Raw genomic sequence first — 25,868 nt, forward strand, 5'->3', positions numbered from 1 at the left:
ACCGTGGCGCACTGCAACGCTCGTCACGGGCCTGGCCGCGATGGCGGTGGATTTGTGGCATTGATGTCGGCTGACACACCGCGTTCGCGGGCAAGCGCGCTCCTACAATTTGATCTTCGCATGCCGATAAACCGTGGCGCACTGCAACGCTCGTCACGGGCCTGGCCGCGACGGCGGTGGGTTTGTGGCATTGACGTCGGCTGACACACCGCGTTCGCGGGCAAGCGCGCTCATGCAATTGATCTTTGTATGCCGATAAACCGTGGCGCACTGCAACGCTCGTCACGATCCTGGCCGCGATGGCGGTGGGTCTGGGTCGTTGATATCGCCTGACACGCCGCGTTCGCGGGCAAGCGCGCTCCTACAATTTGATTTTCGTATGGCGATGAACCGCGGCGTAGGGCGATTTTCGATACCGTCGCCTGACGCCTGCAGATTCTGGGACCTGCCGGCAAACCGATTTTGCGCACGGCGTCGTGGTTCCGGCAGAATGCCGGGCATGACCCAGCCCACAGAACTCCCCGAATGCTGCCCTGCCCTGACCGCTCACTGGCCGTTGCCCAAAGGGCTGGCGGAGGTGGTGCTGGTCAGCGCTCGTTTCGATCCGCATTCCCTTGGCGATGGTGACTTTCGGCGTTGCCTGATCGACCCGCCCGCCTCGATTCAACGCTCGGTCGCCAAGCGCCAGGCCGAGTTTCTGGCCGGGCGTCTGTGCGCCCGCGAGGCCATGCGCCGTCTGGACGGTCGCCTGCACGTGCCGACCATTGGTGAAGATCGCGCGCCGGTCTGGCCTCAGGGCATCACCGGCTCGATCACACACAGCGCCGGATGGGCCGCGGCAATCGTTGCGTGCAATACCCATTGGCGTGGATTGGGTCTGGACGTGGAGCAACTGATGAGCAACGAACGCGCCATGCGCCTGGCCGGGGAGATTCTGATTCCGGCAGAGATGCAGCGCCTCAATGATGGGCCCGAGCATGACGCCGCCAAAGTCGTGACCCTGACCTTTTCCCTCAAGGAAAGCCTGTTCAAGGCGCTCTACCCTCTGGTGCTCAAGCGCTTCTATTTCGAGGACGCCGAGGTGCTGTCATGGTCGGACGACGGCAGCGCTCGGCTGCGCCTGAACATTGACCTGTCACCTGAATGGCATCACGGCAAGGAATTGGACGCCCAGTTCAGTGTGCAGGATGGGCAGTTACTCAGTCTGGTGGCAATTGCGGGCTGAGAGGAATTCGGTGGATGAGGCGGACTCTTCGCGAGCAAGCTCACTCCTGCAAGTGCTGCATCGCCGGTAAGACGCTGCACGGTTCCAACACATCCCGCCCCGCTGGCCTACACCTGCAACGGACAATGCTCACACCTGCCCACCCACGCCACGCGATGGCTCAGGCAACAGGTGCGCCGTTGACGGACACTCTGCCCATCTGCCTGGGCCTTATAACGGATGGCATTGAACAGCGGGTTACGCAACCCGCTCGGCGTCAGCTTTTCCTTTAACAAGGCATGCCCCGGCGCGAGACAAACATCGCTGACGGCGGCAAGCTCTCGCAGGCAGGTTTCCAGGTAATCCCCGGCGGTGCACCACAGCACCGCTGCAGGCACGTTGGCATAAGCGCTCAAACGCTCAATCACCTGCCGAAGGTTTTCCAGCAGCGGCGCAAACGGCTCATCCGCAGGCGCCAGCGCACAGGCCGCCCCGTCAAAGCGCACCCCGTCCAGCACACCGCGTTCGTCCACGGCAAAGGCAAGCCGGTCGAGCGCCAGCGGCCAACTCACGCCATGGACAAGGCTCGCCACCACCACCGGCGGAATCAGCTGCATGGCGTAGTACTTAATCCATTGGGAGGCCAGCACCGGCAACTGGTCCCTCACCAACTCCGCGCCGTAGACCTGCAGCAGCAAACGCTCCAGGACCTCGTCGCGCAACAGCTCAGTCAACGGCAACACCGGCCGCTCGCCATCGATCACCCGCGTTCGCCCAAACCCCGCCAGTGGGCCCTCGAACATCACGTCCGTTCCTGCCGGCGCGGCCAGGCGAGGCTGAAACATGCGCCGCCGAGGCTCTGACTGCGCCCGATCAGCGCGCGTCCGGCGTGCCAATGAATGATGCGCCGCACAATCGACAAGCCTAAACCGTGCCCGCCGGACGCCCGCGTGCGGCTGTCATCCAGGCGCATGAATGGGGTGAAAATACGCTCCCACGCACTTTCCGGCACGCCCGGGCCATCGTCTTCGACGTCGATGCGGCAATGGTCCTCGCTCAACTGGTACCCGATGCACACCTGCGACTCGGCATGGCGCATGGCGTTGCTCACCAGATTCTGCACGGCCCGGTGCAAATAGCGCGGTTCGGCTTCAACCCAGTGTCCGTCATCCGCTGCGCTGTGTTGAAGCGCATCGACACACTGCCCGCGCCTGACGCGAATAAGCGGCCGCAGCGGCGCCAGTTCGGTGATCACCTGATCGACCAGCGCATTCAGGTCAATGCGCTGAAAATCCAGGGTCGGCGCGCCCTGCTCAAGGCGCGCGTAGGTGAGCATCTCGTCCACGAGCTTGTCGAGGTCCTGAATATCGTTGTCCATCCCGACCATGTACTTATGTCGCGCCTGCGGGGTCGTGGCGTCGTTGATCATTTCCAGGCCGAAACGCAACCGCGCCACCGGCGTGCGCAGTTCGTGGGAAACGGCGCGCACCAGTTCACGCTGGATCATCAGCGAGCGCTGCAGGTGCTCGGCCATGCCGTTGAACGCCGACGCCAGCCGCCCGACCGAATCCGCGCCCGCCTCCGGCACCCGGGTTTCCAGACTGCCCTGGGCGATCTGCGTGGCGGCGGACTCCAGGCCACGTAAACGGTGCTCCAGCCGACGCACCAGCAGGTACACCACCAGGCCGATCAGGCACAGGCCGACCAGGGTGATCAGGATCAGCAACTGCGGCGGATAGGGATTCATCTGATACAGCGGTCCGATTTCCAGCACCCAAGGCGTTTCGCCCACGCCCGACAGGACGCGGATCGAATCGCCGCCCTTGCCCAGCGCCATCACCGTGTCGCCCTCGTCGATCCTCCGACGCTGATCATCATCGACATCCAGCTGCTCCAGGCGAATCAGTTGCATGTCGAAGCCGAAGCCCTTGCTGTGGTGCAACGCTTCAAGACGCGCCGGTTGCTCCTCCACCGGCAGCCGCACCAGCTCATCCAATAGAAGGAAGATCGTGGCGCGTGCCAGTTGCTCGCTGATTTGCCGCACCTCGCCGGTCAGCAGCAGCGGATTGTCCGCGGGCGCCGGCTCAACCTCCCGGAACACCCGCGCGGCATGAGGCCCGGTCTGCTCGACTACGACCTGCCCGCGACTCAGGCGGCTCAGCGCGATGCCGTCGAGTTTCGCCTGCTCGGCGCTTTCCAGCGTCAGGGGGATGCCCAGCAAACGTTCCCATACCGCGAGGGCGCGGGTGCGCTCGATGGCGTTCATGCTGCGCAAGTTGTCCGCCATCAGCGTGAACGTGCCGTGGGCCAACTGTTCGCGGTAGTGCTCGGCGCGAACGGTGTTGACCAGATGCAGCGTCAGCACCCCGAGCAGCGCCACCAGCACCAGAACGCCGAGCATCCCGCCGTAAATGCGCAGGAAAATGGAGTTCATTGCTCGCCCGTGGCGCTTGAGGGCGGCATCGGCGCGACGGCGTGGGGCACGAACAGGTAACCCTTGTTGCGCACGGTTTTGATCAGCCGCGGATGATCGGGATCGTCGCCGATGCGCGGACGGATTTTTGAGATGCGTATGTCGATGGAGCGATCCTGGCCGTCATAGCCCACGCCGCGCAGGGCGGTGAAGATTTCTTCGCGGGAGAGAATGCGCCCGGCGTTGGCGGCCAGGAGCCACAGAAGGTCGAACTCGGCACTGGTCAGCTCGATGCTCTGGTGGTTGAGCCAGGCGTCGCGCAGGGTGTTGTCCACCACCAGCGCGCCGAACTCCAGCCGTTGCTGGTTCTGGGCCGGGCTTTCGGGCGCCTCGCTGCGCCGCAACAGCGCATGGATGCGCGCCAGCAGAACCCGCGGATGCACCGGTTTACCGACGTAATCGTCGGCGCCCATGTCCAGGCCCTGGATCTGGTCGCTGTCGTCGGTGCGTGCGGTGAGCATCAAAATCGGCCCGTCGTAGCGGCTGCGCACCCTGCGGCAGATGCTCAGGCCGTCTTCGCCGGGCAGCATGAGGTCAAGGATCACAAGATCGGGCTGGTCATCGACAATCCGCTGCACCGCCCGCGCGCCGTCCCCTTCGATGCTCACGCGCAGGCCGTTGTTCTCGAGGTAGTCGCGGGTGAGTTCGGCCAGGCGTTGATCATCTTCGACGATCAATACCTGCCAGGGTTGTTGCGGCACGGTGAGGCTCCTGGTGTTGTTTTTATGAAATGGCCGGGGTGGGTGTGTCGGGGAGATGGCGCCTTTACTCGCAAATGCGGTTGATGATGGGCAAACCGGACGGCCGACACAACGCCTTCGCGGCCATCGGCGGTTTCAAACACCGGCGCATCGCTGTTCCTTTATAGATGACCCAACGATCCCGCGCCTGACGCAGAGATACCGGCCGACGCAAAACCAGGTGTAGGAGCGCGCTTGCCCGCGATGGCGGTGGGCCTGTGCCATGAATTTCGGCTGATACAGCGCCTTCGCCAGCAAGCCGGCTCCTACGGGTCCGTGTCATACCCTGATATATCGGCCAACGCACTACTGTAGGAGCGCGCTTGCCCGCGATGGCGGCGGGTCTGTGCCATGGATTTCGGCTGACACACCGCGTTCGCCAGCAAGCCGGCTCCTACGGGTCCGTGTCATGCCTTGATATATCGGCAAACGTAAACCGACGTAGGTGCCTTGCCTTGAGATGTCGGCCAACGCAAAACCCGGTGTAGGAGCGCGCTTGCCCGCGATGGCGGTGGGTCTGTGCCATGGATTTTGGCTGATACACCGCGTTCGCCAGCAGCCGGCTCCTACGGGTCCGGGTTTTTGACTTGAGGCGTGGGCCAGCGCAAATCCAGTGTAGGACCGCACTTGTCAAAGCGGTTTTTTGTGATAGCGTTCGCGCCCGCAAAAGACCGGCCAACCGTTTTTCGACACGCTGGGCGGCGCTGAAAAAACAGCGACCGGTGGCCCATCCCAGACGCCATGCGGCCTACACGCAATTTCCCCGTTTCACACACAAATTACACACAGCTTTATCCACAGGTCATGCGTTGCAGTAAGTGTCCGAAACGCATATCTTGTAGCCCTTCGACGACGGAGACCCTACATGTGGGGTTTTCATGCAAATTCCAAACACAAGTCGCATCAGGATTTCAAGGTTTTTTTCTCCTGTAGGACGTGTGCAAGAAGGGCCGTACAACCTCCGATTTCATCGCTGGACCGCGCTCACGCGAATGGCATACACCCCGCCTGGGGAGCTGCGCGTAGCGGCGCATGAGATGCAACATAAACGGCGCAATCTGCAACAGCTTTTCAGGGTGACGGGCTCAAATCCGGCGCCCTTTTCGACTTCAACGCCAGGGAGGGTAATCCGCCTTCCCATTCGTCTTGAAGTCATGGCCTGACGTTTGTCAGTTCACTGCCGCAAGACGAAACGGTGGGCGCGAACCTTGCGCCCAAACAAACATAGAGAACGTGGAGACACCCATGCAAACCGACACAACTCGCGAGAATCCGCAGGCCACTGCGCCGCAGACAGGGGCTACCCAGCAGGACCTGTCCGCTACCGCTCCGGGTCAGCTGCGCGTGATCAAGCGTAACGGCACCGTCGTTGCGTACACCGATGACAAGATCACCGTCGCCATCACCAAGGCCTTTCTCGCAGTTGAAGGCGGCACCGCTGCCGCTTCGTCGCGCATCCACGACACCGTCGCGCGCCTGACCGAACAGGTCACCGCGACCTTCAAGCGCCGCATGCCGTCGGGCGGCACCATCCACATCGAAGAAATCCAGGATCAGGTCGAACTGGCGCTGATGCGCGCCGGCGAGCAAAAAGTTGCCCGCGACTACGTGATCTACCGCAACGAGCGCTCCAAGGAGCGTGCCGGTCGCACTGCAGGTGAAACCACCGTGCAGGCGCACCCCTCGATCCGCATCACCGCCAAAGACGGCAGCCTCGCGCCGCTGGACATGGGCCGTCTGAACACCATCGTCACCGAAGCGTGCGAAGGCCTGGCCGAGGTTGACGCCAACCTGATCCAGAGCGAAACCCTGAAAAACCTCTACGACGGCGTTGCGCTGACCGACGTCAACACCGCACTGGTGATGACCGCGCGTACCCTCGTCGAGCGCGAGCCGAACTACTCGTTCGTCACCGCTCGCCTGCTGATGGACACCCTGCGTGCCGAAGGCCTGGGTTTCCTGGGTGTCGCCGAAAGCGCCACGCACCACGAAATGGTCGGCCTGTACGCCAAGGCCCTGCCGGCTTACGTCGAGAAAGGCATCCAGTTCGAACTGCTGAACCCGGTTCTGGCTGAGTTCGACCTGGAAAAACTGGGCAAGGCGATCAACCACGAGCGCGACCAGCAGTTCACCTACCTGGGCCTGCAGACCCTGTACGACCGTTACTTCATCCACAAGGACGGTATCCGTTTCGAACTGCCGCAGATCTTCTTCATGCGCGTGGCCATGGGCCTGGCGATCGAAGAGAAAGCCCGCGAAGACCGCGCCATCGAGTTCTACAACCTGTTGTCGTCCTTCGACTACATGGCCTCGACCCCGACACTGTTCAACGCCGGCACCCTGCGTCCACAGCTGTCGAGCTGCTACCTGACCACCGTGCCGGATGACCTGTCGGGCATCTACCACGCGATCCACGACAACGCCATGCTGTCCAAATTCGCAGGCGGGCTGGGCAACGACTGGACGCCGGTTCGCGCGCTGGGCTCTTACATCAAAGGCACCAACGGCAAATCCCAGGGCGTCGTGCCGTTCCTGAAAGTGGTCAACGACACGGCCGTTGCCGTGAACCAGGGCGGCAAGCGCAAAGGCGCTGTCTGTGCGTACCTGGAAACCTGGCACATGGACATCGAAGAGTTCATCGAGCTGCGCAAGAACACCGGTGATGATCGCCGTCGTACCCACGACATGAACACCGCCAACTGGATCCCTGACCTGTTCATGAAGCGTGTCTTCGACGACGGCAAATGGACCCTGTTCTCGCCATCCGAAGTGCCTGACCTGCACGACCTGACCGGTAAAGCCTTCGAAGAGCGCTACGAGTACTACGAAGCGCTGACCGAGTACCCGGGCAAGGTCAAGCTGTTCAAGACCATCCAGGCCAAAGACCTGTGGCGCAAAATGCTGTCCATGCTGTTTGAAACCGGCCACCCATGGCTGACTTTCAAAGACCCGTGCAACCTGCGTTCGCCGCAGCAGCACGTGGGCGTGGTTCACAGCTCGAACCTGTGCACCGAGATCACCCTGAACACCAACAAGGACGAGATCGCGGTCTGCAACCTGGGCTCGATCAACCTGCCGAACCACATCGTCAACGGCAAGCTGGACACCGACAAGCTCAAGCGCACGATCGACGTGGCCGTGCGCATGCTCGACAACGTGATCGACATCAACTACTACTCGGTGCCGCAAGCGAAGAACTCCAACTTCCGCCACCGTCCGGTCGGTCTGGGCATCATGGGCTTCCAGGACGCGCTGTACCTGCAGCACATTCCTTACGGTTCCGACGCCGCTGTCGAATTCGCCGACCGCTCGATGGAAGCCGTCAGCTACTACGCGATCCAGGCTTCCTGCGATCTGGCGGACGAGCGCGGTGCCTACGAGACGTTCCAGGGTTCGCTGTGGTCCAAAGGCGTGCTGCCGCTGGATTCGCAACAAATCCTGATCGAACAGCGTGGCCAGAAGTACATCGATGTCGACCTGAACGAAACCCTGGACTGGGCGCCAGTGCGTGCTCGCGTTCAGAAAGGCATTCGTAACTCGAACATCATGGCCATCGCACCGACCGCAACCATCGCCAACATCACCGGCGTGTCGCAGTCGATCGAACCGACCTACCAGAACCTGTACGTGAAATCGAACCTGTCGGGCGAATTCACCGTGATCAACCCGTACTTGGTTCGCGACTTGAAAGCCCGCGACCTGTGGGACTCGGTCATGATCAACGACCTGAAGTACTACGACGGTTCGGTGCAGCAGATCGAGCGCATCCCGCAGGAGTTGAAAGACCTCTACGCGACCGCGTTCGAAGTGGACACCAAGTGGATCGTTGACGCGGCCAGCCGTCGTCAGAAGTGGATCGACCAGGCGCAGTCGCTGAACCTGTACATCGCCGGCGCCTCGGGCAAGAAGCTGGACGTGACCTACCGCATGGCCTGGTACCGTGGTCTGAAAACCACTTACTACCTCCGTGCCCTGGCCGCGACCAGCACCGAGAAGTCGACCATCAACACCGGCAAGCTCAACGCCGTTTCCAGCGGTGGCCACGGCCCGGACGACTCGGCGATAACCGCCCCGCGTCCAGCCGAAGCCGCACCGGCCGGTCCAGCGCCAGTGCCTAAAGCCTGCGCGATCGACGAGCCAGACTGCGAAGCCTGCCAGTAAAACCCGCAGGCATGCGCGCCTGTCTGTAGGCGCGCTTGCCCGCGAAGCCCTCGCTCACACCGCAGATCCTTGTAGGAGTGAGCTTGCTCGAGAACCCCTCGCTCACACCGCAGTCCCCTGTAGGAGTGAGCTTGCTCGCGAAGCGGTTCAAGCAACACCGCGACCCGGGAGCCAAACACTCCCGGCCCTCGCTGCCCCTCCCCGGTTTCAGCTACACTACCCTCATTCCCAGCCAGGAGTACGCCCCATGCCAGCTGCCTCGCTAGAATCCAAAAAAGCCTACTGCGCCAAAACACGCCGCTCCAACTACGCGGCCAGCCTGCGTCTGGAAGGTTTCGAGAGCTCGCCCGCCGACTCCGAACGCCGCCTGCCCTCCCGGGAAGAGCTGCTTAACAGCTACCGCAAAAAACAGGCCTGATGGTCGACAAATACGGCGTAGGACAAGACCCTTACTGTCCGCCCGGCAGCCATGTGCTGCGCAACCGCCTCGACCTCACCGACGCAAAAATCCTGGCGCAAGCCGAGCGCGATCTTTCCGAAGTCGCCGCGCAAACCATCGACTTCTCCCCTCCTCCCTACGACCTGCCCTACCTGCAAGCCATCCACCGCCAGCTGTTCGCCGACCTTTATGACTGGGCGGGCGAACTGCGCACCGTCGACATCTCCAAAGACCAGACCCACTTCTGCGTCACCCACCGCATAGAGCCCGAGGTCAACAAGCTTTTCAGGGGCTTGGCTGAGGCGAACTGGCTTCAGGACCTGGATCGCGGGTGTTTGATTGCGGCCAGCGCGGAGCTGTTTGGGGATTTGAACGTGATTCACCCGTTCCGAGAAGGGAATGGCCGTGCGCAGCGGATTCTGTTTGAGCACATCATTGTGAATGCGGGGTTTGAGATCAGCTGGTGGCCGGTGGAAGCGGAAGAATGGATTCGGGCGAATGTGGATGCGGTGGGGTGTGATTATGAAGGGATGGTCAGGGTGTTTGAGCGGTGTGTTGGGGAGGCAATTGGCGGTTAATTGCAATTGATTGCAAAGAAGCTTGATACAAGTGACCGAGCACCTGCGGAACGCCATTCGTCGCGTTTAAGTCTCAATTTTTTCCTCCAAATGACAGCCCCTTGAAAGTCAGGGGCATGGCCCCCGAAGCTAGAGCCCTTTGAATCCGCAAGCGATGACCGCCTGAAAGCTAATCAGCAAGCTCTGCCACCCATTCGTAGCGACACATTGAGGCCAGTCAGCCGATTGCCGCATGGTTCCAGGCACTATATGATGTGTCTCGCAACACGAAGACACACTAGATACGTGATGCGATCTGATCCAGTGGCGTTTTTCCCAACGCATGAATGGGGAAATAACGCAAAGGAAAATGACGGCGAATCGGCCTTCAAATTCCGTCACGGACGAACCTGCGCCGGGCAAAATCTGTATAATCCCGCGCTCATCCAGGGTACTCAAAATGACCGCTTGCACTCGCAAAACCGTCACTCTGAAATCAGCTTCCGTTGACTTGTTTCGCAGGTACACCGCAGGCAACCCTCGCAGTATGTTCGTCGGTCGATCCGAAGCAGCGTTTAGCGCCTTTGTCGATCAATCACAGTAAGCACTAAGAACCGCCCAACCCTTTCCCGTTGCCAGCCCCGCTATCAGCAACGCTGGCAACGCATACTTTGAAATCCACAGGCCGCTTAAAACCGGTCCTCTAGCAGGAGCCTCCTCACCATGCTGAGCTGGGACGAATTCGACAAAGAAGACGCCGCTGAACCCGCCAAAGGCGCCAACGCCGGCCACGCTTCCGAAGCCGCGATGGACAAACTCGACAGCGCCGGTGGTGCTGCTGCGCTTGAAGCCCGCGCCGTCAGCGCAAACGACTCCGACGCCATTGCCCGCGCCAAAGCTGCGCTGGACAAGCTGGACGTCGCAGAAGGTCTTGCCGAACTCGAAGGCTCAGCCGCCCGCGTCGCGGTCGACGAAAAACGCATGATCAACTGCCGCGCCGACCTCAACCAGCTCGTGCCATTCAAGTACGACTGGGCCTGGCAGAAGTATCTGGACGGCTGCGCCAACCACTGGATGCCGCAAGAGGTCAACATGACCACGGACATCGCCCTCTGGAAAGACCCGGAAGGCCTGACCGACGACGAGCGCCGCATCGTCCTGCGCAACCTGGGCTTCTTCTCCACCGCCGACTCCCTTGTTGCCAACAACCTCGTGCTGGCCGTGTATCGCCTCATCACCAACCCTGAATGCCGCCAGTACATCCTGCGCCAGGCCTTCGAGGAAGCGATCCACACCCACGCTTACCAGTACTGCATCGAATCGCTGGGCATGGACGAAGGCGAGATCTTCAACATGTACCACGAGATCCCGTCGGTCGCCAAAAAGGCAGCTTGGGGCTTGAAGTACACCCGTTCGATCTCCGATCCGAAGTTCGAAACCGGCACCGTTGAGACCGACAAAGAACTGCTGCGCAACCTGATCGCCTACTACTGCGTTCTGGAAGGCATCTTCTTCTACTGCGGCTTCACCCAGATCCTCTCCATGGGTCGCCGCAACAAAATGACCGGCGTCGCAGAACAGTTCCAGTACATCCTGCGTGACGAGTCCATGCACCTGAACTTCGGCATCGACGTGATCAACCAGATCAAAATCGAAAACCCGCACCTGTGGGATGCCGAGATGAAGGAAGAAGCCACCCAGATGATCCTTCAAGGGACCCAACTGGAAATCGAATACGCCCGCGACACCATGCCCCGCGGCGTACTGGGCATGAACGCAGCGATGATGGAGGACTACCTCAAGTTCATCGCAAACCGTCGCCTGAGCCAGATTGGTTTGAAGGAAGAGTACCCAGGGACCACCAACCCGTTCCCATGGATGAGCGAGATCATGGACTTGAAGAAAGAGAAAAACTTCTTTGAGACGCGGGTTATTGAGTATCAGACGGGTGGGGCTTTGAGCTGGGATTGATTTGATCTCGATTCAGTAAGCTGCATACAAAAGGGGCTGCCAGAAATGGCGGCCCTTTTTATTGCGCTGTCCGAATGATGATGATCGTTCCCACGCTCCGCGTGGGAACGCAAGCCCCTCGACGCTCCGCGTCCATCACGCCGTAGCCACCTAACAAACTGAAGCACCCCGCAACACCAAAACGATTCAACCCACCAACCACTTAAACTAGCCTCCGACGCTCCGCACCCATTTCAGATTAAAGGACGAATCCATGGGCCGAAGCCGCTACACGATTACGGAAATCGACAAACCCCACTTTCTGACCTGCACCATCGTTGAATGGCTACCGCTATTCACCCGCCCCGCCTTGGTGGACATCGTGCTGAATACATGGCGCTTTCAACAGGCGAATCAGGGCCTACAGCTTTACGGATATGTCATCTTAGAAAATCATCTCCACTATCTTGCTCAGTCTCCGGACCTTGCAAAGTCTGTGGCTGGCTTCAAGTCCTACACGGCGCGAAACATCATCGACCACCTCCAACTCGCGCATGCTGAAAGCACCCTTCAACGTCTTCGATTTGCAAGGCGCGCGCATAAGGTCGACCGCGTTTATCAGGTCTGGCAGGAAGGCGTGCATGCGGAGATGGTCTACAGCCAGAACGTCATGCAGCAGGAGCTCGACTACATACATCAGAACCCGGTAAAGCGAGGGTATGTGGACTTCGGAGAGCAGTGGCGATATTCGAGCGCGCGCGATTATCAAGGTGAGTCGGGGCTGATCGAGGTACGGCGTTGGTGCTGATGGACGCAGAGCGTCCTGGGCTGCATTCCCATGCAGAGCGCGGGAACGATCAATAGCGCAGGAAACGCAGCCGTCTTCTGTAGGAAATTTCCTAGACGAAGATAATGGCAATTCAGTATCGTTTGAAGGTCTTGAGCCTTCGGCGGTCGCATGGAAATTAAGAAAGGCAGTCTCAGATGGACGGATGTCGAGATAAGAGCATCAGTAGACGCGTACCTCGACATGCTGGAACGCGAGCAGAATGGCCAGAAGATTAACAAAGCTCATGAGAACCGAGCCTTGCGAGCAGGACCGCTGGCGGGACGCAATGCCAGCGCCGTCGAGTACAGAATGCAAAATATCTCAGCGGTTTTGAGCCAGATGGGCCGTCCCGGCATCGTTGGCTACAAACCCGCAGGTCACGCTGGCGCTAATGTCGAAAAGATCATTCGCGAAAGACTTAACGAGTGGGACAACAAACCTAATCCTGAAGACTTTGAACCTACAGCTGATGACGCGACGCTTGAACGGCGAGCGACTCAGCTTGAAAAGCGCACGATTAAAAATCCTCCGGAAGGTATAGCGAAGCCGCAACAATCAGCCTCTTCTAGAGCGATGTTTGTCCGCGATCCAGCGGTAAGAGCGTGGGTCCGTCAGCAAGCCCACGGTATTTGTGAAGGGTGTGGCGAGTCAGCTCCGTTTCTTATGAACGGGGTCCCATTCCTCGAAGTTCATCATGTGAAGCATCTAGCAGATCAAGGTTCGGATCGCATAAGCAACGCTGTCGCGCTTTGCCCGAACTGTCACCGCCGCTGCCACCACTCAAGCGACAGGGAAGAATTCACCGCGTCGTTGTATCAGAAGGTGCTTAGATTGACGCGAGAAGATTAGGTCAGCTGGCCCACTGTTTGCGAACTGAGTCGGACCGGGCCTTACTCGCTCTTCATGCGAGCGAGCAACGAAAAGGCAGGCCTATCGCAGCGGCGCAACCAGCCGATATATCGATATCCGCATTACCGCATCGCGAGCAAGCTCACTCCTACAGGTTCTGGAGCGCTCACCAAACATCCCTTCACGGACCAAGAAAAGACCAAAGGACATGGCCAAGAAAACCTCCCTCTTCGAAGACCTGTTTCACATCGCCAGCAAACTACCCTGGTGGCTTAGCGCTCTGATCGCGATCAGCTCCGGCCTCTATCTGCACTCGGTAGCAACCGCGCCGATGCCGGTCTATTCCGACCCTCAACACTTGCAGTCAGTAGTGTTCGGCACCTTCTGGCGCACGTTTGCCATGTTCGGCCAGTACCTGCTGCCATTCATCTTCACCGCCGGCGCTATCGCCTCAATCATCGGCCGCCGCAAACGCCGCAATCTCTTCGAATCCGCTGCCACCAGCAAAGGCAATCCCCTGCTGAGCATCACCTGGCACGAGTTCGAATTACTGGTGGGCGAAGCCCTCCGCCGCCGTGGCTACTCAGTACGAGAAACAGGCAAAAACGGCCCGGACGGCGGCATCGACCTGATTGCGCGCAAAGACGGCGAGACGTACGTGATGCAGTGCAAGCAATGGCGCTCCATGCAGGTGGGCTTGCCGGTGGTGCGGGAGTTGTATGGCGCGATGGCGGCCGAGGGCGCGGTCGGTGGTTTCGTGGTCACCAGTGGGACGTTCACCAAACCAGCGAGGGATTTTGCGGCCGGACGTAATGTGCAGTTGGTCGACGGCACAGTGCTGAAGCAGTGGATCGCTGAAGCAAGAAAGCCCGGTCCGCAACCTGCTGCCGAGGTGTTGCCAGAGCGTGTTGAGCCAGTGGTTGTGGAGCGGGAGCCGGTGGTGACGCGGAGCGCCGACCTCGTCCCTCTTCCAGTCCAAGCGCCAGCTACAACCGTGACGCAACCCGTCACCCAAGAAGCCGAGCCGAAACCTGCGTCCCTGCCTCCTGCCCCGCTATGCCCACATTGCCGTAAGACCATGGTGGTGCGTGTCGCGAGAAGTGGCGCCAACGCGGGCGGGAATTTCTGGGGTTGTGGGGATTACCCGAAATGCCGGGGGATTCGTCCGATCTTCGCGCCAATGACGGTTAAGTGACGGCGCCAGACCCGATAAGGACGTCAGCCAATGCCTGACGTGCTCTACACAGATATCGCAGCGACAAGCGGCCTCTGCGCCAACACATTGGCTGCGTTGTGAGATGGCGTTGTGTCAGTGACGAATTGGGCGCTGACGCTATTTTTGGGGGCAAGCGCGTTCCTACAGTGGGTGTGTGCTTGGCAGGGACAAGGCGGCCGCCGCGCCAACACACTGGCTGCGTTGTGAGATGGCGTTGTGTCAGTGACGGATTGGGCGCTGACGCTATTTTCGCGGGCAAGCGCGCTCCTACAGTGGATCGGTGCTTGGCAGGGACAACGCGGCCGCTACGCCTGGCTGGGTTATGAGATGACGTTGTGTCAGTGACGGATTGGGCGCTGAGGCCATTTTCGCGGGCAAGCGCGCTTCTACAGTGGGTGTGTGCCTGGCAGGGACTGTCGGGCGGCGCCCGTACAAAAGTGAAGCGTTACCACCATGGGAAAGTTCCCACTTGAACCCCCTTCCCCACATAACAATTTCGCTAAGTAATAGTTACCCGGGTTTCATTTGCCCCTTCCCGCGATGCTTCGTAAGGTGGCTTCACCCCATCGAACCCGCCCAGCGCGGATACGGTGAACGTCCACACCCAAGCCGGAGAAACGTCAAACAGCTGATCTGCACGTAGCATTTTGTTTCTGTCGTTCGCTGCGTCGTTGCTCCCGACGTGGTGCCTCCAAGCTCCAAACTTCAGCCGCTCCCCAGCGGCTTTTTTTTGCTCAGCAATTGCTGAACCCGCCCTGCTATCTGCGCCGTATCAGCGACAGGTCGGGCAAGCAGCCGACCGCAAACGCCCACCCGCAAAACATCGCCAAGCAATCGCGCAACCTCCACCATGTCCCGCACATCCATCCCCTGCCGCGTGATGAACTGCGTCCCCAGCCGCAACGCCTGATGCCCGGCGCGGGAAGGATCGACGCAGGTGCCGATCAGAATTCCTTGCGCCTCCAGGGCGTGCATCACCGCGCGTGGGTCGGCGTCGAGGGAAAGCGGGAGCAGTAATTGATGGGTATGCACTTCATCGTCGTTGGCCCCTATGACAGGCCAGCCGATGTCGAGCAGCGATCGGTGCAAAGCCGCGCTGTTGTTGACGATGCGGGCAGCGTATTCACGGCCACTGGCCTGGGCTTCAGTGAGGGTGACCGCGAGGGACGGCAGCCGGCCGGCGTCGTAATTGGCGAGCAGGCGGGTGTCGAGCAGGTTGCGCAGCGCCGGTGCGTCGTCGGGGTCGCGGCCGAGCACCAGCCCTTGGGGGCGGCCGGGCAGGGTTTTGTAGGTGGAGCTGCTGATGAGGTCGACGCCGGCGTCGAAAGGGTTGGGGTACATGCCGCCGGCGATCAGGCCGAGCACGTGGGAGGCGTCGAACAGTGTTTTGGCGCCGACCGCGCGCGCCGCTTCGACCACTGCGGCGATGTCGTCAGACTTGATCATGACGCTGCGTCCCAGCACCACGAGCTTCGGGCGCACGCGCATGATCATTTCCGCCGCGCCCGCTGTGTCCAGCGTGCAGTTATGGCGGTCGTACGGCAGGTCTTCGACCACCAGGCCCGCCAGTTGCGGCGTGCCGCCTCGGCGCTGGCTGAGGTGCCCGCCGTGTTCGGCGGCGGGTGCCAGCACTGTGTCGCCCGGTTGGCAGTAGGCGTGGAAGATGGCGAGGTTGGCGAGGGTGCAGCTGGCTAGCCGGACTTCAGCCCAGGCGGCATTGAACAAGGTCATGGCGGCCTGGGTTGTGAAGCTTTCGAGTTCGCTGACCAGGTCGGTGTCGGGCTGCTCCTTGTGGCCAGTCGGGCCCATGGCCGGGTAAGCACTGAGCGCCGGGTTATACGCGGCCATGGCGCGGGCGCTGGGCAGGTTGGCGCCGGCATACAGCATCAGGCGCTGCGTCTGCAGCTGCGGCAGCCGGTCGGAGCAGGCGGAAAGCAACGCATCGAGATCACGGGGCATGGTCGGCAGCTTCCTGAGTGAGAGTTAGCGGCGAATCGAGTTGGGGTGCTCCGACTCATCCCTGACGAGCAGCATCAGGGCGTCACGTTTTTCCAGCAGGTGGTGGCGCAGAATGCTGCTCAGGCGCTTGCCATCCCGGGCCTGCAGGGCCTCGATCATTTCTTCGTGGTCGTGCAGCGCGCGGTCCCATTTAGGGGCCTGATGATTGGAGAGAAAGCGTAATGCGTGGATACGCCGGTTCAGCGACAGGTAGACCTGACGCAGCGCCGAGTTGCGCGCGGCGAGGTTGATAAGGTCGTGGATGGCGCGGTTGCGCTGGTAGTAGCCCGGCAGGTCGTTCTGGTTTTTGCTGACGACCATGGCGTAGTGCAGCGCCTTGATCTCTTCGATTTCCTGGTCGGTGATGCGCTCGCACGCCAGCTCGCCAGCGAATGCTTCGATGCCGCTCATCAGTTCGAAGGTCTCGCGAATCTCCAGTTCCGACATACGCGCGACGCTCGCGCCACGATTGGGGTTGATCTCGATCAAGCCCTCCACCGCCAGCACCTTCAACGCTTCGCGCAACGGCGTACGCGAAATGCCGAGGGTTTCGCACAGCTCGCGCTCGTTGAGCTTGGTGCCCGGCGCGAGCACGCCTTCGGTGATGAAGCCGCGCAGGTGCTCGATCACGGTGTCGTGCAAGCGCTGGCGTTCGACTTTGGGGATCAGCGGGGCGCCAAGAAGCGGGCCGGTGTCTTCAGTATTTTGCATTCAAAAATCCTTGAGGACGGCGTGAGAGCCACGCGCCTTATTCGAAAACGCACCAGTTCGCAGGGAATATTAGCGTAATCCGCTCGTTTGACACACGACTGCCCTGTGCTACGGTAATTTTGAATTCAAAATACAAAATAACAAGGAGTCACCGATGCTCAAGCTCGACTTCCACCCTGCCGGCCGCCACTTTTTGCAGATCCCGGGGCCCAGCCCGGTGCCGGACCGCATTCTGCGTGCCATGAGTTACCCCACCATCGATCACCGCGGCCCCGAGTTCGGCGCGCTGGGGCTGAAGGTGCTGGAAGGCATCAAGCAAATTTTCAAAACCGTGCATCCCGTAGTGATTTATCCGGCATCGGGGACCGGGGCCTGGGAAGCGGCGCTGTGCAACACGTTGAGTTCGGGTGACGAAGTGCTGATGTTCGAGACAGGTCATTTCGCCACCTTGTGGCAGAAGATGGCCCTCAGCCTTGGCCTCAAACCGCAGTTCATTGGCCGGCCGGGCATTGAAGGCTGGCGCGGTGGTGTGGACGCGCAAATGATCGAAGACCACCTGCGTGCCGACAGCGCCCATCGCATCAAAGCGGTGTGCGTCGTCCATAACGAAACCAGTACCGGCGTGACGTCGGACATCGCGTCGGTGCGCAAGGCGATTGATGCAGCGGGCCACCCTGCCCTGTTGCTGGTGGACACCATCTCGGGCCTGGCCTCCGCTGATTATCGGCACGACGAGTGGGGCGTGGACGTGACAGTCTCCGGCTCGCAGAAGGGCCTGATGCTGCCGCCCGGCATTAGCTTCAACGCCCTGTCGCCCAAAGCCATCGAGGCCAGCAAGCGTGGCGGTCTGCCGCGCAGCTTCTGGGCGTGGGACGAAATCATCGAAATGAACAAGACGGGTTACTGGCCCTACACGCCCAACACCAATTTGCTGTACGGCTTGTCCGAGGCGCTGGACATGATCCTCGGCGAAGGCCTCGAAAACGTGTTCATCCGCCACAACCGTTTGGCCAAGGCCTGCCGCACCGCCGTCAATGCCTGGGGCCTGGAGATCCAGTGCGCTGACCCAAGCGTGTACAGCCCGGTGCTGACCGGCGTGATGACGCCCGACGGCATCGACGCTGACCTTGTGCGCAAGACCATTTACGAGCGCTTTGACATGTCGCTGGGCACCGGCCTGGGCAAGATGAAGGGCCGTATGTTCCGCATTGGCCACTTGGGCGACTGCAACGATCTGATGCTGATGGCGACGCTGACCGGCTGCGAAATGGGCCTGCAAATGGCCGGCGTGAAATTGCAGTCCAGCGGCGTGCTGGCGGCCATGGATTACCTGGGAGGGCAATCCGTGCCGCTGCGGCGCGAGTGATGCAACACCTGGCTGCGGGACGCCCGCAGCCTGATGACTTCCGCTGTTTTTCAATCTTCCTGCGTTACACCAAAGCTGTCCCGACTATCAGAACTGTCCCGAACTATCCCGAATCATCGCGTTGTCAGCGAAAACAATAAGAAACTGGAGATAGCACATGAAATTTTTACGTCTGCGCCCCACGGCGGTGGTGCTGTTCATGCTGTGCGCCATGTATTTCATTACGTACCTGGACCGCGTGAACGTCAGCACCGCCGCGGTCGGTTTCGGTAAAGAATTCAATCTGACCAAGACCGAGATCGGCATCGTCTTTTCGGCCTTCGCGTACCCCTACCTGATCTTTCAAATCATTGGCGGCTGGGTCAGCGACCGGTTCGGCGCCAAGCGAACACTGGTGGTGTGCGGGCTGATCTGGGCCGGCGCCACGGTGCTGACCGGCCTGGCGGGTGGCTTCGCCTCGTTGATCGTTGCGCGAATCCTTCTCGGACTGGGCGAAGGCGCTACGTTTCCGGCCGCAACGGCGGCGATGTCGCGATGGATCCCCAAAGAAAAACGCGGCTTTGCCCAAGGCATCACGCATGCGTTCGCTCGCCTCGGCAACGCGCTGGCCCCGGCCGCGATGATCGCCATCATGGCCACCTATGGCTGGCGGGAATCGTTTTACGTCTGCGCCGGCATCAGCTTCGTGTGGGTCCTGCTGTGGATGGTGGTGTTCACCGAGCACCCGAAGGACCACCCGCGTATCTCGAAACAGGAGCTGGACACCCTGCCGCCGCCAAAAGTGAAATCCAGCGTCGTGCTGCCGTGGGGTCGCCTGTTCAAGCGCATGGCGCCGGTCACCATCGTTTACTTCTGTTATGGCTGGACGCTGTGGCTGCTGCTGAGTTGGGTGCCGATGTACTTCATGAACATGGGCCTGGACTTGAAAGGCACCGCGATTTTTGCGTCTACGGTGTTCTTCGGTGGCGTGGTCGGTGACACCCTCGGCGGGATCGTCAGCGACCGCATCTATACGCGCACCAAGGACCTGAACAAGGCGCGCAGCCTGATGGTTGCGGTGTGTCTGGGGCTGACGCTGATTTCGCTGGTGCCGTTAATGTTCACCAAGGACATGCACATTTCCCTGGCTTGCCTGGCGATCGGGTTTTTCTTCTCGGAAATGACCATTGGCCCCATGTGGGCGATTCCCATGGACATCGCGCCGGACCACTGCGGTACAGCGAGCGGCATGATGAACACCGGGTCGGCCATGGCGGCCATCGTCAGCCCAGTCGCCGCCGGTCTGTTGATCGACAAATTCGGCAACTGGCAGCTGCCGTTTCTGGTCAGCATTGTGCTGCTGGCGATTGGCGTGGTGCTTTCGTTCCGCATGAAGCCGCAGAACAAGTTTGAGTATGTACAGCCAGCATCGCCTCAGGCAGCCAATGCGACGCCGGCGCCGATCGTCAGTAAATAGATCAGGCGTCGGCGGATGCGTTAAAGCCTCAATCTGGCAGCTTCTAACAAGCATCTAAACGGAGAGCATTTTTTGGACACTGAGACCCAACCTTCGCGCTTGGCGCAGCTGATCGTTGATGCACAAAACGCGAACAGCCTTCTGGACGCGCCTGATTTCGATCTGAACCCGAAGGACCGCGAAGCGGCTTATCTGACCCAGCAGAAGATCCTGCGCCTGCGCGGGGTGGAGGCAGGCGGCTGGAAGATCGGCTCGAAATCCCTGACCGGGCCGATTCAAGGATCGCCCCTGCCCCGCGACTGTCTGTTCCCATCCACTGGCACGCTGGACCGCAGCTTGTACGCGCCGGTCGGTCTGGAGCTGGAAATCGCCTTTCGCTTCAACCGCGCCTTTAGCCCTCGGGAACAAGCGTACAGCGACGAGGAGGTGATGGCCGGCATCGGTGAGATGGCTGCGGCCGTGGAGGTGGTGTCCAGCCGATTTGCGGCGTGGCCAAAAATCGAGCCGCTGACGCAGTTGGCCGATCTGCTGAATCACGGCGCTTTGGTGGTGGGTGACTTCGTGCCGTATGACGCGTCTTTTCCGTTCGCCGAACCGACGCTGTCGTTCACGGTGAACGGTGAGAGCGTCGTCCCCGGAAAGGCGGCCAATCCGGCAGGCGATCCGCGCCGTTTGTTGCCGTGGCTGGTCAATCATCACACGCTCCAGGGGCTGCTCTTGCCCGAAGACTTTGTGATCACCACGGGTTCCTACACCGGCATGTTTTTCGCCCAAGGGATGGCTGAAGTACAGGGCGAGATCACCGGCCTGCCGACCGTCGTGCTGACACTGGCCTGAGGCTGGGTCTCGGATAACCGCGCCTGGCGATCCAGCCAGCTAAACGCTGGCAGCAGTGGGACCGCGCATGACAACCGAGCCGGATAAACGCTGGCAGTCGTGGGACCGGCTTTAGCCGGGAAGGCGTCGGATGTCACACCTCAAAGTGTAGGAGCGCGCTTGCCCGCGAAGGCTTAGCCATGGACTGCACATGTGCGTCGGATTTACCGGCCTCTTCGCGGGCAAGCGCGCTCCTACACCGATCAGCGGCGAACACTAATATCTCGTCGGACGCACTGGCCTCTTCCCGGCTGAAGCCGGTCCTACAAGTGAGTATGCGCATGACGACCCAGCCGGAGAAACGCCGGCAGTCGTGGGACCGGCTTTAGCCAAGAGGCGTCGGGTGTCACGCGGGAGCAATGACCTGCCGCAGATCTGGGTGTAGGAGCGCGCTTGCCCGCGAAGGCCTGGGCACGGGCTTCAAATGTGCGTCGGATGTACCGGCCTCTTCGCGGGCAAGCGCGCTCCTACACCGATCGGCGGCGAACACTGATATCTCGTTGCAGGCACTGGCCTCTTCCCGGCTGAAGCCGGTCCCACAAGTAAGTATGCGCATGACGACCCCGCCGGAGAAACGCCGGCAGTCGTGGGACCGGCTTTAGCCGGAAGGCGTCAGCTGCCACACCTCAAATCTCATGGCGTAATGGCTCTGGGACCGGCTTCAGCCGGGAAGGCGTCGGATGTCACACGGGAGCGATGATCTGCCGCAGATCTGGGTGTAGGAGCGCGCTTGCCCGCGAAGGCTTGGGCACGGGCTGCACCTATGCGTCGGATGTACCGGCCTCTTCGCGGGCAAGCGCGCTCCTACACCGATCGGCGGCGAACACTGATATCTCGTTGCAGGCACTGGCCTCTTCCCGGCTAAAGCCGGTCCCACAGGTTTGGCGGCTGAAGCCGGTCCTACAGGTTTGGCGGCTGAAGCCGGTTCCACGGGTTCGGCGGCTGGGGTCACGTTGGTGAAATGCGCTTGCCTCGTGGGGGGATGCAGGACTGCGGGAATATTCCGCATTCTTGTCCCACTGGGAAACACCCTCAGGCAAAATGCCGGACCTTTGTAGGAATCATCCCCGGGAGTGGTCGGAATGCGCTTGTTCAGTTTGAAAACCCTGCTGGTCTGTACGGCCCTGGCTGCTTGTCTGGGGATGGTCGGCGCTCAGGGCGCTACCAAGGCTAAACCCGCGCCGAAACCGTCGGGCCAGAAGGTCTCGATGCTCGGCGGCAAGTTCCTGTTCACCCTGCCGAAGGACTACGTCAAAGGTCCGATGGAGGAGATCGATGCCAAGGCCAGGGCCGCGGGTGTGACCGGTTCGATGTACATGAATAAACCGGCCAAACGTGTGGTGATCATCACTGAAGCGCCGCTGCCGAATGATCAGAAAGTCGGCGCCAACGACAAACAAACCCTCGACGGCATCATCGCGGACACGCTGCAACAGCAGCAGACGAGCTACAGGGATTTCAAGAAACTGGGCGAGAAGAAGATCGTGCGAAAAGGCTTCGGCATGCGTCAGCTGGATATCGCTGGCAGCGTCGACGGCGGCCGCGTGCTGAGCACCACGATCACCGCTGCCTACGGCAAACGCACGGCGATGGTGAACGTGATTTCCCTGGCCAAGGACGCCAAGGCCCATGCCGACGTGGTGAAAGGCGTGACGGGAGGGAAGTAAAGTTGCTGCAGTCCCGACAGCGATTGCAGCCGGAGAAGCAGCACTTACCGTCATCGGATGTCTCAACACCTGCCAGCAGCCTGAATCACTCCGGCAGCATCAATTTCGTCCCGCCCGGATGCGCTTTGACGACGCTGTAGGGCACCACTGACCACTCCGGGCCCTCGCAGGCGCGCTGAACGCGGGCGAAATAGGGCCCGAAGTAAACGCCTTTTTCGGTGAAGTACCACGAAGGGAATTCCCACACCGAGGGGTCGGTGTAGTCGCAATCGTCTTCGGTCGCGGGCGCTTGCATGTCGGCGGGCTGCGTCGCTTTCAACTGGGCGACGAGCCACGGGGCGAACTGTTTGCTGCGGTAGTCCGAATAAGTCTCGAAACTCCCGTCACCCTGTTCATCTCGCTCGTAATGCAGCGGCGCGCCCTTGCCGACCCACAACACATCTTCCAGTGTCAAAGCCCTCCCCGTGCCGGCGTCCAGATTAAGCGGTGAGTCGCCGAAATCCGGGTGCGCGCCGCCGCAATCGTAGGAGGTAAACACGTTGAGGCTGACGATGCCCGGCGTCAGCAAATGCGGTGTAACGGTCTGGGCAAAATCGCCACCCGAGCGACTGGCATTGAGCATGCACTCGTTGTAGCTGACCACTTCTTGCCATAATCGCGCGCGCAGTTGCTGATTGATGCGAGCCGCCTGATCCGTCGGGTAGCCCGAAGTGATTTCAAACATCGAGACGCCCGACGCAGGCTCGACCCACCACTGCAACGCATGGCCCATGAACGTGGTCTTTTTATCCGCCTTGAGCGGCAGCTGGGTCAGCCGTAAATAGTCGTAGGCCGACTGCTTGTAGATGTCCTGCCAGCCCGGTTCAGCGGCTTGGTCCGGCGCAGCAATAGCGCGCTCTGCCAGCTGCACCTTGAAGGTCTTGCCTTTGCTGCTCCACTGACCGGCCCAGGTCGCGTCCGGATTTTTGTGGAGCACCAGTTTCGGCAGATCGGCTTGTTCGTCGTAGCTGAGGCCTTCGGTCAGCGTCAGATCGTTGCCCTTTGAGCTACCCGAAAGCGGCAGGTCCTTGTGGTACTTCTCATAAAAATAGCGGCCGGTCACATCCTCGGCACTGGCCAGATTCAGCTCAACGACGATCGGCGATTTGCCCAATGTGCCGGTAAGAACATGGACAGCGCTTTCGGCGTGAAGGGTAAAAGGCGCTACCAGCGCAATGAGGCAGGCCGTGCGCACAACGGAAAGCGAAACAGGCATCAGACGTCCCTTGTGAAGATGCTAACGAAGCGGGGGCGTCAATCTCGCGAATAGGCGAGCATCTGGCAAGGGTTTGCGGAATATTCCCCACGGTGCTTCCACTCAGCGCCGGCCGTCCACCGCCATCCTCACCGCGAAGCCGAACAGCACCGTGCCCATCAACCACCGTTGCGCCGCCGCCCAAGTGGGCTTTTGCGTGAGGAACAGCGCCATGGAGCCAGCGGCCATAACGATTAGTGTGTTGACGGTGAGGCTGACCAGAATCTGCGCGCTGCCCAGAATCAGCGACTGGCTCAGCACGCTGCTGTCGTTGTCGACGCTGATGAACTGGGGCAGTAAAGACAGGTAAAGCACGGCCACTTTGGGATTGAACAGGCTGGTCATCAGGCCCATCAGAAACAACTGTCGATGGCTGTCCCTGGGCAGCGCCTTGATCTGAAACGGCGAGCGGCCGCCCGGTTTCAACGCCTGCCAGGCGAGATAGAGCAAGTACGCGGCACCTGCCATGCGCAGGGCGTCGTAGGCATAAGGAACGGCCATCACCAGGCCGGTGATGCCCAAGGCCGCGCAAAGCATATAAAAGAAAAAGCCGACGGCGACGCCACCAAGCGAGATCAGCCCTGCCCTGCGCCCCTGTGAGAGGGATCGCGAAATCACGTAAATCATGTTGGGACCCGGCGTCAGCACCATGCCCAGAGCAATGAGGGAGAAAGCGATAAGGTTGGAAGGTTCGGGCATCGTGGGCTCCTGCCGCGTGATGAAGGCGTCGCGGACGATGCCCTATTGGCGGACATTTCAACCAACCTGCGCAGAACGGTCTATACACAGATGGCCGCAAAACAGGCCATGACAGATGCCGTCGGCGTTCATGCAGATCGCACCCGGCTTGCCAGGGCGGCCGGCCGACAGCCGGTGTGAATTATTTGATGAATAGTGGCACAACGCTCTTCCCAGCCCCACACCCGTAGGCCCACACTCTGAGCCGTTCCTCGTGACCGATGTATCCGTCGGGATGCTGTGTTGAAACCCGGTGAGCGCTATGAACACTTCGGTCCAAAAAGGTCTCTCCTTCGCCAGACGCATGTACTTGCCGCGCAGCATTGGCATGGGCATTGGCTTCTTTGCGGTGGCCGCAGCGTTGCAACCGTCCCATCCGCCGCTCTGGGTGTGGATCGCGATGATCGCCCACGGTTATGCCTGGCCACATCTTGCCTACCAACTGGCCAGGCGCTCACGCCAACCTTACGCCGCCGAGCGCCGCAACCTGATTTATGACTCGCTGGGCGGAGGCTTCTGGGCGGGTGCGATGGGGATCAGCCCGCTGCCGACCGTGACGGTGCTGTCGATGATGGCGATGAACAACATCGCGGCCGGTGGCATGCGTTTGTTCGTCATGGGTTCGGTCGCGCAGATCGCGGGCGCGCTGGTCGCCTACAGGCTCTTTCTGCCGCCGATGTTTCCCCACGTCAACGAGCTGCAGCTGTACGCCTGCTTACCGATGCTGGTGATCTACCCCATGGCTATCGGCCTGGTCTGTTACCGCGTCGCCGTGCAGCTGTCAAAAAGCAAGAAGACCCTGGAAAAGCTCAGCACCACCGACAGCCTCACCGGCCTGATGAATCACGGCGCGTGGAAGGATCGGCTGGCGCTGGAATTCGATCAATGCCAGAACCAGGATCGTCAGCACAGTGTGGCGTTGATTGACATCGACCACTTCAAAACCATCAACGACACCTACGGACACATCACCGGCGACAATGTACTCAAGCAACTGAGCAACACACTGTGCGCCGGTCTGCGTCAGACGGATCTGCCCGGGCGGTACGGCGGCGATGAATTCTGCGTCATCCTGCCTGATACCACTCTCGCCCAGGCCACCGAGATACTCGAACGGCTGCGCCGCACGGTGCACGACCATGCCCATTCCGCCCTCCCCGACCTGACACTGAGCCTGAGCATTGGCGTCGCCGCGTACGGCCCGCACCTGACTGACGCCGGCATGTGGCTGCATGAAGCAGACATGGCGCTGTATGAGGCCAAAAGCGCCGGGCGTAACCGCGTGACCTCGGCGCGCCCGTCCGGCAAAGGCTGCGTCCGGGAAGGGGCGGCGTTTGGGTGAGA

General features: G+C 60.7%; 20 protein-coding genes. 13 read left to right on the forward strand and 7 right to left on the reverse strand.

Features of this window, described 5'->3' with window-relative positions; genetic code table 11:
- The first annotated feature begins 499 nt into the window (after positions 1–499).
- Entirely contained in the window at positions 500–1,225 is a 726-nt protein-coding gene (locus QRN48_RS18810) for a 4'-phosphopantetheinyl transferase family protein (protein ID WP_285352311.1), read from the forward strand.
- A gap of 107 nt (positions 1,226–1,332) precedes the next feature.
- Here QRN48_RS18810 and fhuF read toward each other — a convergent pair whose 3' ends face one another.
- From fhuF to QRN48_RS18825, 3 genes are read right to left on the reverse strand one after another with little or no spacing between them, the layout of a single operon-like run.
- Positions 1,333–2,049: a siderophore-iron reductase FhuF gene (fhuF, locus tag QRN48_RS18815; protein ID WP_285352313.1), complete on the reverse strand. Its 717-nt coding sequence runs from the start codon at positions 2,047–2,049 to the stop codon at positions 1,333–1,335.
- On the reverse strand, positions 2,007–3,638 hold the full coding sequence (locus tag QRN48_RS18820) for an ATP-binding protein (protein WP_285352315.1): 1,632 nt from the start codon (positions 3,636–3,638) through the stop codon (positions 2,007–2,009). Before QRN48_RS18820 ends, fhuF begins: the two co-directional genes overlap by 43 nt.
- Complete coding sequence (locus QRN48_RS18825; RefSeq protein WP_285352317.1) at positions 3,635–4,378, reverse strand: response regulator; 744 nt, start codon at positions 4,376–4,378, stop codon at positions 3,635–3,637. The genes QRN48_RS18820 and QRN48_RS18825 overlap by 4 nt, the downstream gene beginning before the upstream one ends.
- Before the next feature lie 1,284 nt (positions 4,379–5,662).
- On the opposite strand from QRN48_RS18825, the gene QRN48_RS18830 reads away from it, so the two are divergent.
- The 7 genes from QRN48_RS18830 (at position 5,663) to QRN48_RS18860 (ending at position 14,397) form a co-directional block, all read left to right on the forward strand.
- Entirely contained in the window at positions 5,663–8,578 is a 2,916-nt protein-coding gene (locus QRN48_RS18830; RefSeq protein WP_285352319.1) for a ribonucleoside-diphosphate reductase subunit alpha, read from the forward strand.
- 247 nt (positions 8,579–8,825) lie between these two features.
- The gene (locus QRN48_RS18835; protein WP_108120523.1) at positions 8,826–8,996 is read left to right on the forward strand and encodes a YhfG family protein; all 171 of its coding nucleotides are present in this window, start codon (positions 8,826–8,828) and stop codon (positions 8,994–8,996) included.
- On the forward strand, positions 8,996–9,595 hold the full coding sequence (locus QRN48_RS18840; protein WP_285352322.1) for a putative adenosine monophosphate-protein transferase Fic: 600 nt from the start codon (positions 8,996–8,998) through the stop codon (positions 9,593–9,595). Before QRN48_RS18835 ends, QRN48_RS18840 begins: the two co-directional genes overlap by 1 nt.
- A 702-nt stretch (positions 9,596–10,297) precedes the next feature.
- The gene (locus tag QRN48_RS18845) at positions 10,298–11,545 is read left to right on the forward strand and encodes a ribonucleotide-diphosphate reductase subunit beta (protein ID WP_037012114.1); all 1,248 of its coding nucleotides are present in this window, start codon (positions 10,298–10,300) and stop codon (positions 11,543–11,545) included.
- A gap of 253 nt (positions 11,546–11,798) precedes the next feature.
- The gene (locus QRN48_RS18850) at positions 11,799–12,332 is read left to right on the forward strand and encodes an REP-associated tyrosine transposase (protein WP_285352323.1); all 534 of its coding nucleotides are present in this window, start codon (positions 11,799–11,801) and stop codon (positions 12,330–12,332) included.
- A gap of 150 nt (positions 12,333–12,482) precedes the next feature.
- Complete coding sequence (locus QRN48_RS18855; protein WP_285352325.1) at positions 12,483–13,202, forward strand: HNH endonuclease; 720 nt, start codon at positions 12,483–12,485, stop codon at positions 13,200–13,202.
- Positions 13,203–13,410: 208 nt separating this feature from the next.
- The gene (locus QRN48_RS18860) at positions 13,411–14,397 is read left to right on the forward strand and encodes a restriction endonuclease (RefSeq protein WP_285352327.1); all 987 of its coding nucleotides are present in this window, start codon (positions 13,411–13,413) and stop codon (positions 14,395–14,397) included.
- Positions 14,398–15,123: 726 nt separating this feature from the next.
- On the opposite strand, the gene QRN48_RS18865 is transcribed toward QRN48_RS18860, so the two are convergent.
- A complete protein-coding gene (locus QRN48_RS18865; RefSeq protein WP_285352329.1) occupies positions 15,124–16,377 on the reverse strand; it encodes a glycine hydroxymethyltransferase in 1,254 nt (417 codons plus the stop codon).
- Between the two features lie 24 nt (positions 16,378–16,401).
- Positions 16,402–17,127 (reverse strand): GntR family transcriptional regulator, encoded by a 726-nt coding sequence (locus tag QRN48_RS18870; RefSeq protein ID WP_285352331.1) that lies wholly within the window; start codon positions 17,125–17,127, stop codon positions 16,402–16,404.
- 154 nt (positions 17,128–17,281) lie between these two features.
- Here QRN48_RS18870 and QRN48_RS18875 point away from each other — a divergent pair, with 154 nt between their 5' ends.
- From QRN48_RS18875 to QRN48_RS18890, 4 genes are all read left to right on the forward strand, one after another.
- The gene (locus QRN48_RS18875; RefSeq protein WP_037012125.1) at positions 17,282–18,493 is read left to right on the forward strand and encodes a pyridoxal-phosphate-dependent aminotransferase family protein; all 1,212 of its coding nucleotides are present in this window, start codon (positions 17,282–17,284) and stop codon (positions 18,491–18,493) included.
- 157 nt (positions 18,494–18,650) lie between these two features.
- On the forward strand, positions 18,651–19,949 hold the full coding sequence (locus QRN48_RS18880) for an MFS transporter (RefSeq protein ID WP_285352333.1): 1,299 nt from the start codon (positions 18,651–18,653) through the stop codon (positions 19,947–19,949).
- A gap of 72 nt (positions 19,950–20,021) precedes the next feature.
- Positions 20,022–20,786: a 2-keto-4-pentenoate hydratase gene (locus QRN48_RS18885; protein WP_285352335.1), complete on the forward strand. Its 765-nt coding sequence runs from the start codon at positions 20,022–20,024 to the stop codon at positions 20,784–20,786.
- Between the two features lie 1,121 nt (positions 20,787–21,907).
- On the forward strand, positions 21,908–22,492 hold the full coding sequence (locus QRN48_RS18890; protein WP_191945483.1) for a DcrB/PsbP domain-containing protein: 585 nt from the start codon (positions 21,908–21,910) through the stop codon (positions 22,490–22,492).
- Between the two features lie 85 nt (positions 22,493–22,577).
- Here the strand turns inward: QRN48_RS18890 and QRN48_RS18895 are convergent, their stop codons facing one another.
- Both QRN48_RS18895 and QRN48_RS18900 read right to left on the reverse strand, forming a co-directional pair.
- The gene (locus QRN48_RS18895; protein ID WP_285352338.1) at positions 22,578–23,747 is read right to left on the reverse strand and encodes an RsiV family protein; all 1,170 of its coding nucleotides are present in this window, start codon (positions 23,745–23,747) and stop codon (positions 22,578–22,580) included.
- Between the two features lie 102 nt (positions 23,748–23,849).
- On the reverse strand, positions 23,850–24,485 hold the full coding sequence (locus QRN48_RS18900) for a LysE family translocator (RefSeq protein WP_285352339.1): 636 nt from the start codon (positions 24,483–24,485) through the stop codon (positions 23,850–23,852).
- A gap of 301 nt (positions 24,486–24,786) precedes the next feature.
- On the opposite strand from QRN48_RS18900, the gene QRN48_RS18905 reads away from it, so the two are divergent.
- Positions 24,787–25,866 (forward strand): diguanylate cyclase, encoded by a 1,080-nt coding sequence (locus QRN48_RS18905; RefSeq protein WP_285352340.1) that lies wholly within the window; start codon positions 24,787–24,789, stop codon positions 25,864–25,866.
- The last annotated feature ends 2 nt before the right edge of the window (positions 25,867–25,868 follow it).

Source organism: Pseudomonas sp. ME-P-057, assembly GCF_030208975.1.
GTDB lineage: Bacteria > Pseudomonadota > Gammaproteobacteria > Pseudomonadales > Pseudomonadaceae > Aquipseudomonas > Aquipseudomonas lutea.

Excerpts from the sequence above, each read along its gene's own strand:
- QRN48_RS18810 (WP_285352311.1), top strand. The coding sequence starts at position 500 with ATGACCCAGCCCACAGAACTCCCCGAATGCTGCCCTGCCCTGACCGCT.
- fhuF (WP_285352313.1), bottom strand. The coding sequence starts at position 2,049 with ATGTTTCAGCCTCGCCTGGCCGCGCCGGCAGGAACGGACGTGATGTTC.
- QRN48_RS18820 (WP_285352315.1), bottom strand. The coding sequence starts at position 3,638 with ATGAACTCCATTTTCCTGCGCATTTACGGCGGGATGCTCGGCGTTCTG.
- QRN48_RS18830 (WP_285352319.1), top strand. The coding sequence starts at position 5,663 with ATGCAAACCGACACAACTCGCGAGAATCCGCAGGCCACTGCGCCGCAG.
- QRN48_RS18835 (WP_108120523.1), top strand. The coding sequence starts at position 8,826 with ATGCCAGCTGCCTCGCTAGAATCCAAAAAAGCCTACTGCGCCAAAACA.
- QRN48_RS18840 (WP_285352322.1), top strand. The coding sequence starts at position 8,996 with ATGGTCGACAAATACGGCGTAGGACAAGACCCTTACTGTCCGCCCGGC.
- QRN48_RS18845 (WP_037012114.1), top strand. The coding sequence starts at position 10,298 with ATGCTGAGCTGGGACGAATTCGACAAAGAAGACGCCGCTGAACCCGCC.
- QRN48_RS18850 (WP_285352323.1), top strand. The coding sequence starts at position 11,799 with ATGGGCCGAAGCCGCTACACGATTACGGAAATCGACAAACCCCACTTT.
- QRN48_RS18855 (WP_285352325.1), top strand. The coding sequence starts at position 12,483 with ATGGAAATTAAGAAAGGCAGTCTCAGATGGACGGATGTCGAGATAAGA.
- QRN48_RS18860 (WP_285352327.1), top strand. The coding sequence starts at position 13,411 with ATGGCCAAGAAAACCTCCCTCTTCGAAGACCTGTTTCACATCGCCAGC.
- QRN48_RS18865 (WP_285352329.1), bottom strand. The coding sequence starts at position 16,377 with ATGCCCCGTGATCTCGATGCGTTGCTTTCCGCCTGCTCCGACCGGCTG.
- QRN48_RS18870 (WP_285352331.1), bottom strand. The coding sequence starts at position 17,127 with ATGCAAAATACTGAAGACACCGGCCCGCTTCTTGGCGCCCCGCTGATC.
- QRN48_RS18875 (WP_037012125.1), top strand. The coding sequence starts at position 17,282 with ATGCTCAAGCTCGACTTCCACCCTGCCGGCCGCCACTTTTTGCAGATC.
- QRN48_RS18880 (WP_285352333.1), top strand. The coding sequence starts at position 18,651 with ATGAAATTTTTACGTCTGCGCCCCACGGCGGTGGTGCTGTTCATGCTG.
- QRN48_RS18890 (WP_191945483.1), top strand. The coding sequence starts at position 21,908 with ATGCGCTTGTTCAGTTTGAAAACCCTGCTGGTCTGTACGGCCCTGGCT.
- QRN48_RS18895 (WP_285352338.1), bottom strand. The coding sequence starts at position 23,747 with ATGCCTGTTTCGCTTTCCGTTGTGCGCACGGCCTGCCTCATTGCGCTG.
- QRN48_RS18900 (WP_285352339.1), bottom strand. The coding sequence starts at position 24,485 with ATGCCCGAACCTTCCAACCTTATCGCTTTCTCCCTCATTGCTCTGGGC.
- QRN48_RS18905 (WP_285352340.1), top strand. The coding sequence starts at position 24,787 with ATGAACACTTCGGTCCAAAAAGGTCTCTCCTTCGCCAGACGCATGTAC.